Raw genomic sequence first — 11,506 nt, forward strand, 5'->3', positions numbered from 1 at the left:
GCCGCACCGCGGCCGAGTTTCAGCATGCCGGTGACCGGCGGCGGCGAGTGCAGGTCGACATCCTTGGCGATCCGCGCGCCGAGGGCCTTCCTGTACTTGGGGCGAGCGAGGCGGCGCCGGAAAGGGCCAGCCGGGTCACTCGCGGTGGAAGCCCGCGATCATCGCTTCGGTACTCGGCGGGTTGAAGGGTTGCCCGAGGGTGCGCATGAGCGAGTTCACGCTGGGCCGGTACATCCCGGTCTTGCAGTAGCGGGAACCTTCGTAGGCGCCGACGGTGCCGCCGTCGGGGGAGGGCTTGCCGAGCCAGGAGTACCACTTGGCCTTGCGATCTCGCATCTGCGTGGCGGTGAGGGCGGACGCGTTGGGCTCACGGGGTTCGCGGGTCTCGCACGTGCCGTAGTCGTATTCATCGGCCAGTCCGCCGATCGAGTGACCGAGTTCGTGCGCGACGATCTGGCTGGCCTGGACGTTGCCGCCGGACGAGGTCGCGACCTCGCCGCCCGCGCCGCCGTATTTGGTGGTGTTCGCCAGTACGATGACCTGGTCGACGTCCGGAGCGGCCGCGGCGTACTGCTTCGCCTTGGTTTCGTTGACGCACAACAGCCGTTCGATGTTGCCGCACCAGAAGTACGCGCCCATCGCGGTGTTGCGCCGCACGCCCTGGGTCGGGTCGTTGGTGACGCCGGATTGCGGCGAGACGACGTCGACCTGCCAGAGGTTGAACCGCTTGCGGTAGCTCTTGTACGGCTCGACGGCGAACAGCGCCGCGATGCTGGAGCGGACGTGCTGTGAGAACGTGCCCAGCTGTGTGGAGGTGTAGCCGTCACCGACGAAGACGAGATCGAAGGTGCTCGCACTGGGGCCGTTGGTTTCGATGGGGGTCACCGCGGCGGCGTCCGCGACGCGCTGTGGCGCCGCGGTCCGGTCCGACGAGGGACGGCTGACGGTCACTCTGCTGATCGTTCCACCGGGTTCGAAGGCCTCCATCGACGTCGTGAACCCGGGAGCCGCCGACGCGGTCGCGGGAACGAAGGTGGCCAAAAGGGTGCCGGTGAACGCGAACATGAGACATGCGCGTCGCATGCGTACTCCTTGCGGGGAGGGAGGGGAGCACGAAAAACGATCCCGACTTTCGACGGCTTCCGGCACATCCCAAGTAGCCATAAGGTCCGCGTGATGGACGTCGAGTTACGTCATCTGCGGGTGCTGTGCGCGGTCGCCGACGCGGGCAGCATCACGCGTGCGGCGACCGGCGTCGGCAGTACCCAGCCCGCGCTGACCGCTTCACTGCAACGCATCGAGCGCGCGTTCGGCGGAACGCTGTTCCTCCGCGGCCGGGGCGGGGTCGTGCCCACGGCGTTCGGCGAGTGCGTGCTTTCGCGCGCGCGGGTCGTTCTCGCGGCGGCGGATTCGATGCACCGTGACGCGGCGCGGTGGCTGGCGGACGGCTCGGCGCGCCCGGTCACGCTGGGCGGGATCGGCGGCTCGATGGTGGTCGAACTGGCCGATCGGCTCGGTGGCCCGGATCGGGCGCACGCGGTCTCGGTGACCACGGAGTTCTCGCCGCGGCGGCTGCTGGATCTCGTGGCAGGCGGGCAACTCGACGCCGCCGTGGTCGCCGACTATCCCGGCTACATCCTCCCCGCGACACCGGGGGTGGCGATGCGGCCGCTGGCCGTTCAGCCGGTGTTCGTGGCGCTCGCCGCCGATCATCCGGCCGCCGCCGTCACCGAGATCGACCTTGCCGGGCTCGCCGGTGAGCGCTGGGTACTCGGCCCCTCCGACGGTGCCGGCTGGCCGGAGTGTTTCGAGGAAGCCTGTGCGCGGGCGGGATTCCGGCCCCAGGTCGCCCATCGCAGCACGGAACTCCGCCCGCTGCAGCGCCTGATCGCCGACGGCCGGGCGATTTCCCCCTGCCAGGTCACCTTTCCCTCGACACCCGGGATCGCCATCCGGCCGCTCGCGGGGGATCCACTGTGGATGCGGTATCTCATCGCCTGGCGCGTCGACGGCGCTTTCGGCGGGAACAGTGGCGCCTTGCTCGCCGCGGCCGAGGCCGCCTACCGGTCCGACATCGACAGCAGTCACACCTATGGGCGCTGGCTCGCCCGGCGCGGCGGGCCCGTCGGCGCGGAGCGTGCCATCGGGTGACACCTGGTCAGGTAATTCCCCTTGCCGGGCAATGGTCCTAGCCTCGGATCACCTCCTCGACGAAGGGTAAGAAATTGCGTCTGCGCGCCCTGCTGGCCGCTGCTGTCCTGACCATCACCACCGCTCCGGCCGCGCTCGCCGCGCCGGACGTCGCCCACGGCTCCGACGTCCCATCAGGGCAGTTCGGGTTCGTCGCGAAGATCGCGATGACGAAGATCCCCCGCCCGGACGGCTCGGCCTACAGCAGTTACTGCACCGGGGCGCTGATCGCGCCGGGCTGGGTCGTCACCACCGGTCACTGCTTCCACGACGCCCAGCGCAATCGGGTTGCGGGCAAGACGCCGTACCCGACGACGGTGACGCTGGGCCTCGTCGACGAGGCGACCGAATCGGGAGTGGCCCGCAGGGTGACCGAAGTGCTGCAGGCGAAGGGAAACGACGTCGCCCTTCTCCGGCTGGACACCCCGGTGAGCACGGTGGCGCCCATGACGGTGAACCGCGTGGCGCCCACGGTCGGTCAGCAGGTGACGCTGGCGGGATGGGGCAGCCTGACCGGCACGAACCCCACTCCGGCGACGCGGATGCAGCACGGCACCGTCCACGTGGCGACGGTGGCGCCCACGACGGTCGGTGTCCGCGGCGCGACACCGCAGATCACGACGAGTGCCTGCACCTACGATTCGGGCGCGCCGTACTTCGTGCCCGAGGGCAAGGGTGGACAGCTGGTGTCGCTCGAGACCACCGGGCCCGGATGCCCCCACGCCGCGATCGAGACGGCCTCCCGCACGGACGTCACCGCCGACTGGATCGCCACCCAGACGGCGTAGCGGCCGGTTTCGGGCGGTGGCCGGTCGGGTAGCAGGTGATCAGGAGGTAGTCCGATGACGCATACCCGCATGACCGCACCCCCGGCGCCGCCCGACCCGATGCCGCCGGATCCGGGGAGGCCCGAACCCGGCATTCCCGAGCCGGTGCCGGACCCGGGCGTTCCCGAGCCGGTGCCGGATCCCGGTGTACCCGAGCGGGTGCCCGAACCCGGGAGTGCGCCGGGCCCTCAACCTGGGGCCTGAGCCGGAACGGGTCAGAGGGTGAACGCGAGCCAGAGCGCCAGCCAGGCGCACGCGGCAACCGCGACAACGACAGCGCAGACGCGCAGTCCAGTGGTGGCGATCCGGAGCGTCCCGGTGCCGTTCTGTCGGTGATTCCCCATGATGCCGCCCTCCTTCCAAGATCACCTTCCGCTTTTCCGGCGCTCGCCGCAGCGGAGGTGGTCTTTCCGGGTGACCCCATCCGGGTGAGAACGCCGGGTCACAGCCAGCCGTTGTGGGTGGCGAAAACGCCCAGCTGGAACCGGCTGGAGACACCGGTGCGGTCCATCAGGGTTTCGAGATAGCGGAACAGGGTGCGCCTGCTGACCCCGAGTTCGGCGGCGATCTCGTCGTCCTTGCGCCCCGCGGCGAGCAGGATCAGGAGCTCCCGTTCGATCTGCCGGATCGGCTCCCCGGATGTCCGTCCGTGCTGATCGAGCGGGAGTGCGGCGGCCCACGAGGTTTCGAACAACCCCTCCAAGGCGGAGAACAGGGCGCAGGGCCGCACGATGACGATGGACTGGTTGCGATCGGCCTCGCGGATGGTCAGCGCGATCGTGGCCGCCCGGTCGTCGAAGAGCGTCAGTTTCACCGGGAGTTCCGGTAACAGCCGTGCCTGCTCACCGGCCCGCAGGCACGGCAGGATGTTCCCGGCGAAATAGCCGGGATCGCCAAGCGACGCTCCACTGTAGACACATCGATAGCGGATCCCACGCCGCAACTGGTCTTCCTCCAGGAGATTCCGGCGCCCGCCGCTGAAGTACGGCGGGGAATCGAGACGGCGCACCTGAGACCGGACCATGCCGGCGAGGTGCTGGAGCCGGGGGATGATGGCCTCGCCGGTGACCACTTCCAGCAGATCCTGGGCGAGTGGTATCCCCGAATGCGCGCGCCGGAAGCTTCGGTAAGCGGCTTGGACCGCGATCCGCGCCTCGTGCAATTCGGCCTGACGGCGCGTGCTCAGCGCGGCCAGTGCCTCGCCCGGATTCGCGGGGAGGTACTCGGTGCCCGGCCCCGAAGACACCGCGAGCCCGGCATCGGCCAGTTCTTTGAGTGCCAAGTGGACGGACTTCGCGTCGCCCTCCCGGCAAAGCAGTTCATCGGAGGTTACTGGCGCGCTTTCGAGCATCCGGCGGTAGATCCCGGCGGCGGTCTTGCCGAGCCCCAGCCTGATCAGCTGCTCGCCGAGGCCGTCCGGCGTGGCGTTTTCGGGCTGGTTCACCGGTGCTGGATGTCCGAGGCGTCGCGGTTCGACGCGACGCCAGCCGCGCACAGCAGGGCGGTGGGTAGACCTCGGATGCGCATGGGTGCCTTCCACAGCAAGGAACTACGGGGAGGGTGATGCTAGGCAGGCGGACGCGGCGGTCGATAGCGACTAAAGACGGGAGTCCGTGAAGGCCATGGCCGAAGGTGGCGATCATGCCTGCGACGCATTTCGCCGCAGTGTCCAAAGTAGATGCTCTGTCGAGGACGTGACGCACGGCGAACCCGCCTAGACACCAGTCGCAAAATTACTGAAACATGTCGACTTCTTCCTCGCGGCGGGACTTTCCGTCGCAGGGCTCTCCCTCGCTTCGGCGGCCTGACGGAATCGGCGGCTTCGCTCGCGCGCCGTCTCGCCGGGCGGGCGGTTTGACAAAGCGGAACGGTGCTCCGTATGTTTGTGGAACAGCGCTCCGCTTAGCGAGCGATCCACGGAAGGACACGTCATGAGTACTGCGCCCACACCGGTTCTGTCGGTCAGCCCGGTAGTGCTGCCCACGCCGGACCGCGCGGTGGATCTGCGGGTGCGGGTTTCCGCGCCGCTCGCCGGAAGCGAGCTGCCGATCATCCTGCTGTCCCACGGCCAGGGCCCTTCGAACCATCTCTCGTCGCTGAACGGCTATGCCCCGCTCGTGGACTTCTGGGCGGCGAACGGGTTCGCCGTCATCCAGCCCACCCACTTGAGTTCGAGCACGCTGAACCTGGATTCGGACGACCCCGAAGCGCCGCTGTACTACCGGTCCCGCGCCGAGGACATGACCCGTGTACTCGACCGTCTCGACGAGATCGAGGCCGCCGTCCCGGGGCTTCGGGGACGGCTGGATCGGAGCAAGGTCGCCGTGGCGGGACATTCGATGGGTGGGCACACCGCGAGTCTTCTGCTGGGCGCCCGGTACACCGATCCGCACGACGGAACGGAAGTGAACCTGGCCGAATCCCGCGTTTCCGCCGGCGTGCTGCTCGCCGCGCCCGGCCGGGGCGGTGACGCCGTCACCGGATTCGTGGCCGAGAACTATCCCATCTTCCTGAGCACGGATTTCTCGGCGATGACGACGCCGGCGCTCGTGGTCGCCGGGGACAAGGACACCTCGACCCACCTCACGGTTCGCGGTCCGGAGTGGCACACCGATCCGTACTTTCTTTCGCCAGGGCGCAAAACCTTGCTCACCCTGTTCGACGCGGAGCACGGTCTCGGCGGGATCTCCGGCTACGACGTCGCCGAAACCACGGACGAGAACCCGGCCAGGGTGGCGGCGGTCCAGCGGCTCACGGCGGCCTACCTCCGGAGCGAGTTCTACCCCGGGGATCCCGCCTGGAAGGAGGCCTGTGACGCGCTGACGGCCCCGTCCGATCCGCTCGGACGGGTCGAAGCCAAGTAAGTTGGGGCCCGACGTGTTCATGAAGGAATTGGGACAGTCAACGTCCCAAATCCTTCATGAACGCGGGACGGTGCCGCGCTGGCCCGGCCCTGTCAGGCCACCGGGATCTCCGCCCACACCGTTTTGAACCCGCCACCGGTGTCGACACCCCATTCGCTGCTGATCGCTTCGACCAGCGCCAAGCCTCGGCCGTTTGGGCTGGTGGGGTCCTGTTTCGCGACGCGGTGCGGCCTCAGTTGCGGGCGGTGGTCGTCGACTTCGACGCGGACCACCGCCCGGCCGCACGGCACGGATACGCGCAGTCCGGTGACGCCGTCCGCGTGTTCGTGCGCGTTGGTGACGAGTTCGGTCGTCAGCAGTTCGGTGTCGGCCACCGTGTCGAGCCCGACACCGAAGAGCCGGTCGCGGAGCCAGGCCCGCACCTTCCCCAGCGGTGGGGCGCTGCCGCTGGGGAGATCGTAGACGTCGCGTGCTCCGGCAGTACCCATGCGTGTCTCCTTCGCGGGTTTCCCAGCTGGGCCAAGAGCATGGGCGCATTTACGGGGTACCCAGGGAGGACGGCACTCACACCTTCGGTGTGCGTCAGGAAAGGGCCTTGACCGCGACCGCCGTGGCTTGCGCGAGAAGCTTGTTGTCGATCTTGGCGTCCTTGTCCTTCCGGTCGGTAAGGACCGAGAGGACGATCGGCGCGCGATCCGGCGGCCAGATGACGGCGATGTCGTTGCGTGTCCCGTAGCCGGCGGTGCCCGTCTTGTCGGCGACGGGCCAGCCAGGGACCCCGGCGCGGATCGTCTCGTCGCCGGTGGTGTTGGCACGCATGATGTCGACGAGGATCTTGCGCTTGTCCTCGGGAAGGGCGTCGCCGAGTGCGAAGGCACGCAGGTCGACGGTCAGGGTGCGTGCCGTGCTGGTGTCCCGGAGGTCGCCCGGGGCGGTGTCGTTGAGTGCGGGTTCGATCCGATCGACGTGGGTCGTGGTGTCGCCGATCGCGCGCAATGCCGAGGCGAGGCCCGCGGGGCCGCCGAGTTCGCGGAAGAGCAGATTGCCGCCGGTGTTGTCGCTGTAGCGAAGGGTGGCGTCGATGACCGCCCGCAGCGGCATGCCGGTCGCGACGTGCTTCTCCGTCACCGGCGAGTCGGCGACCAGATCCTTCGGGGTGTAGGTCACCGTCCGGTCCAGATCGCCGATGGCGGTCTGCTTCAGGACGGCGCCGGCGCTGAAGGCCTTGTGCGTCGAGGCGTAGGCGAAGCGCTCGTCGGCGCGGAAGGCGACTTCGCGGCCGGTCGCGGTGTCGACCGCGTACACCCCGAGCCGCGCGCTGAAGCTCTGCTCGAGTTTTTCGAAGTCGGCACGCCCGGCCGTCGAGACCGGTGCGACCGCGGCGGCGGAGGAGGTGGGCGGCTGAGCGGGGGCGGGGGTGGAACAAGCGGCGAGTGACACGACCGAAAGCGCCAGCAAGGCCGCTCGGACGGTCCACCGGCGAGAAGTGACGGACACAGGAGTTCCTTTCAAGATCGTTTGATGTCCGTAGTCTGGCCAGTGTCGGCCATGCTGTCCAAGACAGTAATAACCGATTCCATGCGGATCCGGCATAGTATGTGGTCGTGGACTTGATCGGCAGCTGCCGGGCGTTCGTGAGCGTGAGTGAGGCCGGGACCTTCACCGCGGGAGCCGCGATCGCCCGCATTCCCCAGCCCGTGGCGAGCCGACGCATCGCCGCACTGGAACGGCATTTCGGCGAGCGGTTGTTCGACCGCACCACCCGCCGCGCGCGGCTCACTCCTTTCGGCCGGGACATGCTGCCGTCGGCGAAGCGACTGGTGACGTTGGCCGACGCCATGGAGCACGACGCGCGGCGCGCCAAGCTGCGGCCGCTGCGGCTCGCGGTGCCGGAGACCTGCACGACCCGTGAACTCGCCGAACTCGACGCGGCGGCAAGGGCACTCGACGTCTTCCTGGAATTCCGGCAGGCGCCGCCCCGGGAACGAGCCGAACTCGTTCGCACCCAAGAGGTTCGCGCGGCCCTCACGGCCGTCCCCTCGGAAGAGGGCGCGTGGAAGGTCACGCTGGGCCTGGCGAGTGGCGGACGGCAGCGGGCGGGTGCCATCCACCTGGAAACACTGCGGGTGGGCCGGTCCGGCCGTCCGCCTCGCCGGGTCTGGATCCAGCCGGAGGACGACGTCCCGCATCTGCGCGATCGGCTGTTCCGCGTCCGGGATTCGGTGGGATTGCGGCCCGCGCAGGTCGCCGTCGCCGACTCGCTTACCGCCGCCGCGGCGGCCGTGTTCGGTTCGGCCGACCTGCTGCTGTGCTCGGCGGCCCAGGCCACGGAACTCGGCCTGGAATGGCGGCCCGTCGGTGAAATCCAGCTCGCCCGCGGCTTCGACATCACCGCGGGACTGGGCGAGGACGCACAGCGGCTCCGCGCCCGCTTGTGGCCCGACATCGCCCGCTGTCTCGGCGCTGAGGAGGGTTCATGAACACCGAAACACTGCTTTTGCGGCTGCGAGAGGAACTGGACGACGGCGGCTTGCAGGGCTCGTTCCTGGTGCGGGATCTGAGGACAGGCTACGAGATCGGCATCGACCCCGACCATGAGTTCCCGAGCGCCTCACTGGTGAAGATCCCGCTCGCGGCGGCGACCCTGGAGCGGATCCGCCGTGGCGAACTGGACGGCGCGACACCGATCGACGTCCAGCCGGGGCGGGCGACCGCGCCGGGGCCCACCGGGCTGACCCGGTTCCGGCATCCGGCCACGGTGGCGGTCGACGACCTGCTCTACCTCACCATGGCGATCAGCGACGAAAGCGCGGCCGACACGCTCTTCGCGCTCACGTCGCCCGCCGAGGTCACCAGGATGCTGCGTGAATGGGGTGTTCTCGGGATCACCGCACGGCATCCGGCCGGAGACCTCAGTGACACGCCGGCGGAACGCTTCCCGCCGACGGACGTCCACCTCGCGCACGCGCTCGCGATCAACGCGGGTACCGCCGGACAAGGACATCCGGTTCCCCAGCTGGACATCACCCGCGCGAGTGCCGGCTCGGCCCGCGCCTTCACCGGCCTGCTCGAAGCGCTGTGGAAACCGTCCACAATAGACGCTTCCGTGGCCGCACGGGTGCGGGAACTCATGGGGCTCAACCTGTTGCGCCAACGGCTGAGCCCCGACTTCGTCTCCGATGCCACGAAATGGTCGTCGAAGACGGGCACGGTGCTGAACATGCGGCACGAAGTCGGTGTCGTGGAGCATGCCGACGGCGGGGTTTTCGCGGTCGCCGCGCTGACCGAATCCCGGGTGTCCGCGGCGATCCAGCCGGAGGCCGAGGTGCTGATGGCCCGCGTGGCGCGGACACTGCGCGATCACTTGCGCGTGGCATGACGGGCCTGCCGAACCGCCGTTCCGCCGAAGGGCTGCGAACTCGGCTCTAGAGTTCCGGAGCGCATCGCAGGATCGGTTCGATCAGCCCTGGGAAGCGGTCGCTCAGGTCATCGGCACGCGGCCGGATCCGCCGGTGCCTGCCGTCGACGGTCATGCTGACCAGTCCGGCCTCGCGCATGATCCGGTAGCGGGTGTTGCGCCGGAGTGTCACCGTCGCGCCCGGCGGGTGTCATAAGGGGTCCCCATGGGACGATTTTCGTCTTATGGGGACCCCTTATGACACGCTGTCGGCGGCCTAGGGCTCACTGATCGTCCGATCGCCGGCACGATGATCTTGCCGAACTCGCCGTCGGAGCGGTTTGGCGTATTCGGGGACGGCCTGCTGGACCTCCTCCAGTATCCGCCGCGCGATCGGAACGCGTGCGGCCGGAACCAGCGGGCGACCTCGGCGGCAGGGACTTCACTCGAACGCGAGTGCGACGGTTGCCCACTTCCGTCCCGATGAGGTCCTGTCTCGGGGTTATCAAAGACGACTCGGGAAATTGTCACTTGAGTACGCGAATCGCGGTGCGGCGTGACAAAGCCGATCACGGTCGTTGATCGAACCGGGTGAACCCGGTTAACCTCGGCCGCCGGAAACGCGGTTCCCCGTTTTCCGGAAGGAGTTCGCGGAAATGATCCAGCGGACGACGTCGGCGGTTCCGACGCTGACCATGGTCGCGCTCGGGGCGTTCGTCACCACTCTCGACAACACGATCGTCGCGGCGGGCGCGCCCTCGGTCGCGCGTGACCTGGCCCTCGACCTGCCCGCGCTGCAGTGGGTGAGCATCGGGTACATGCTCTCGTTCGCCGGGCTGCTGCCGGTGGCGGGCACGCTGGTGGACCGCTGGGGACAGGCCGCGACGCTGCGGGCCGGGCTGCTCGTATTCGGCGTCGGCGCGGCCGCCGGAGGACTGGCCACGTCGGCGTGGCTCGTCATCTCCGCACGGGTGCTGCAGGGTGCCGCGGCGGCGTTCCTGGTACCCGCGTTGCTGAGCCTGCTGCGAACCAACCTCGACACGCGAAGACGGGCCATCGGCGCGACCGTCTGGACGGCCTGCCTCGCGGTCGCGCTGGCGCTCGGCCCGACACTGGGCGGAGTGCTGAGCGAGTACTTGGGCTGGGGCTGGATCTTCTTCGTCAACCTGCCGTTCGTGGCGGCGATGCTGGTCCTGCGACCGAAGGTCGCCACGGCGGGACGTGACCCGACGGCGGGGCGACCGGCCGTACTCTCGATGCTGGTGGTGACCGCCGGAATGGTCCTCGTCACCGCCGCCGTGGTCGAACTGGGTGAGGGTGGCGTGCTCGTACCAGCGATGCTCGGTGCGGCGGGCACGGCTTGCGGTCTCTGGTTTGTTTTCCGGGAAAGACACGCGCGCGAGCGGCTGGTGCCCGCTGAACTGACCGGACAGCGGGTCTTCACCGGCGCGCTCACCGTGCAGTTGCTGTGGGGACTGGGGGTCTCGGGCGTCTTCTTCTTCACCCCGCTGCTGCATCAGGAATCCCTCGGACTCGGCCCGGTGGCGGCCGGGTTGCCGCTGGTCGTGGTGGCGGTCGCGGTCGTCGCCGCGACCCCGCTGGTGCCCTTGGCCGTCCCGCGCTTCGGTCCACATCGGACGGTCGCGGCCGGGCTGGCCACGGTGGCCGTGGGACTTCTGGCGGTCGCGATGGTCAACCATCTCCCCGAAGTGCTCCCGAGGATTCCCGGGCTGGTGCTCATCGGCGCCGGGTCCGCACTGACGACACCGCTGACCTCGTACGCGCTGGAAATCGTGGCCGAGCGGCACGCGGGTACCGCGTCCGGTCTGCTGACCGCGTCCCGCGAACTGTCGAGTGCCCTGGGTGTCGCGCTGATCGGGACGGTGCTGGCGGTGGTGCGCTCCACCAGGATCGGCGAAGGCGCCGCATCCGCTTTGGCCGCAGGGTACACGGCCGGTCTGCTGACCGCGGCCGCGCTGGAACTCCTCGGCGCGTTCCTCGCGTTCCGGTTGCTGAGGGCTCGGCCGGGCGAAAGTCCGTCCCGGGGTGACAAGGCCGGTGACCCGTTTCTCTCTTCCCGGTGAGCATGTCCGCATCGGCGTCAGCGTTTCGTACTGCTTTCATTGACACTCTTCCCGGCTGATCCATACAGTTCGCCGCAGATAAGAACGACCATCCGGAATTGAATCCGATTGTGGCAACGGTGCCATTCCGGTCGAATTCACCTG

13 protein-coding genes are annotated in these 11,506 nt (G+C 68.9%); 7 read left to right on the top strand and 6 right to left on the bottom strand.

Annotated elements, in window-relative coordinates:
* Positions 1-135: 135 nt before the first annotated feature.
* Positions 136-1,083 (bottom strand): M64 family metallopeptidase, encoded by a 948-nt coding sequence (locus tag AB0M65_RS02140; RefSeq protein ID WP_364020044.1) that lies wholly within the window; start codon positions 1,081-1,083, stop codon positions 136-138.
* Between the two features lie 93 nt (positions 1,084-1,176).
* Between AB0M65_RS02140 and AB0M65_RS02145 the strand changes: the two genes are divergently transcribed.
* From AB0M65_RS02145 to AB0M65_RS02155, 3 genes are all read left to right on the top strand, one after another.
* Positions 1,177-2,151 (top strand): LysR family transcriptional regulator, encoded by a 975-nt coding sequence (locus AB0M65_RS02145; RefSeq protein WP_364020047.1) that lies wholly within the window; start codon positions 1,177-1,179, stop codon positions 2,149-2,151.
* Between the two features lie 74 nt (positions 2,152-2,225).
* Positions 2,226-2,978 (top strand): trypsin-like serine protease, encoded by a 753-nt coding sequence (locus tag AB0M65_RS02150; protein WP_364020050.1) that lies wholly within the window; start codon positions 2,226-2,228, stop codon positions 2,976-2,978.
* A gap of 54 nt (positions 2,979-3,032) precedes the next feature.
* A complete protein-coding gene (locus tag AB0M65_RS02155) occupies positions 3,033-3,221 on the top strand; it encodes a hypothetical protein (RefSeq protein WP_364020053.1) in 189 nt (62 codons plus the stop codon).
* 11 nt (positions 3,222-3,232) lie between these two features.
* Here the strand turns inward: AB0M65_RS02155 and AB0M65_RS02160 are convergent, their stop codons facing one another.
* On the bottom strand, positions 3,233-3,361 hold the full coding sequence (locus AB0M65_RS02160; RefSeq protein WP_364020056.1) for a hypothetical protein: 129 nt from the start codon (positions 3,359-3,361) through the stop codon (positions 3,233-3,235).
* Positions 3,362-3,459: 98 nt separating this feature from the next.
* A complete protein-coding gene (locus tag AB0M65_RS02165; RefSeq protein ID WP_364020059.1) occupies positions 3,460-4,461 on the bottom strand; it encodes a LuxR C-terminal-related transcriptional regulator in 1,002 nt (333 codons plus the stop codon).
* A 487-nt stretch (positions 4,462-4,948) separates the two neighbouring features.
* Between AB0M65_RS02165 and AB0M65_RS02170 the strand changes: the two genes are divergently transcribed.
* Positions 4,949-5,881, top strand: coding sequence for a chlorophyllase (locus tag AB0M65_RS02170; protein WP_364020062.1), 933 nt, complete (start codon positions 4,949-4,951; stop codon positions 5,879-5,881).
* 92 nt (positions 5,882-5,973) lie between these two features.
* Here the strand turns inward: AB0M65_RS02170 and AB0M65_RS02175 are convergent, their stop codons facing one another.
* Both AB0M65_RS02175 and bla read right to left on the bottom strand, forming a co-directional pair.
* A complete protein-coding gene (locus tag AB0M65_RS02175) occupies positions 5,974-6,369 on the bottom strand; it encodes an ATP-binding protein (protein ID WP_364020065.1) in 396 nt (131 codons plus the stop codon).
* Between the two features lie 94 nt (positions 6,370-6,463).
* Positions 6,464-7,378 (bottom strand): class A beta-lactamase, encoded by a 915-nt coding sequence (gene bla / locus AB0M65_RS02180; RefSeq protein WP_364020068.1) that lies wholly within the window; start codon positions 7,376-7,378, stop codon positions 6,464-6,466.
* A 101-nt stretch (positions 7,379-7,479) separates the two neighbouring features.
* Between bla and AB0M65_RS02185 the strand changes: the two genes are divergently transcribed.
* Positions 7,480-8,361, top strand: a complete 882-nt coding sequence (locus AB0M65_RS02185) for a LysR family transcriptional regulator (RefSeq protein WP_364020071.1) — start codon at positions 7,480-7,482, stop codon at positions 8,359-8,361.
* On the top strand, positions 8,358-9,260 hold the full coding sequence (locus AB0M65_RS02190) for a serine hydrolase (RefSeq protein WP_364020074.1): 903 nt from the start codon (positions 8,358-8,360) through the stop codon (positions 9,258-9,260). The genes AB0M65_RS02185 and AB0M65_RS02190 overlap by 4 nt, the downstream gene beginning before the upstream one ends.
* A gap of 46 nt (positions 9,261-9,306) precedes the next feature.
* Here AB0M65_RS02190 and AB0M65_RS02195 read toward each other — a convergent pair whose 3' ends face one another.
* Positions 9,307-9,471, bottom strand: a complete 165-nt coding sequence (locus AB0M65_RS02195; protein ID WP_364020077.1) for a hypothetical protein — start codon at positions 9,469-9,471, stop codon at positions 9,307-9,309.
* A gap of 463 nt (positions 9,472-9,934) precedes the next feature.
* Here AB0M65_RS02195 and AB0M65_RS02200 point away from each other — a divergent pair, with 463 nt between their 5' ends.
* Positions 9,935-11,362 (top strand): MFS transporter, encoded by a 1,428-nt coding sequence (locus AB0M65_RS02200; RefSeq protein WP_364020080.1) that lies wholly within the window; start codon positions 9,935-9,937, stop codon positions 11,360-11,362.
* Positions 11,363-11,506 lie beyond the last annotated feature (144 nt).

Source organism: Amycolatopsis sp. NPDC051071, assembly GCF_040682875.1.
Taxonomy (GTDB): domain Bacteria; phylum Actinomycetota; class Actinomycetes; order Mycobacteriales; family Pseudonocardiaceae; genus Amycolatopsis.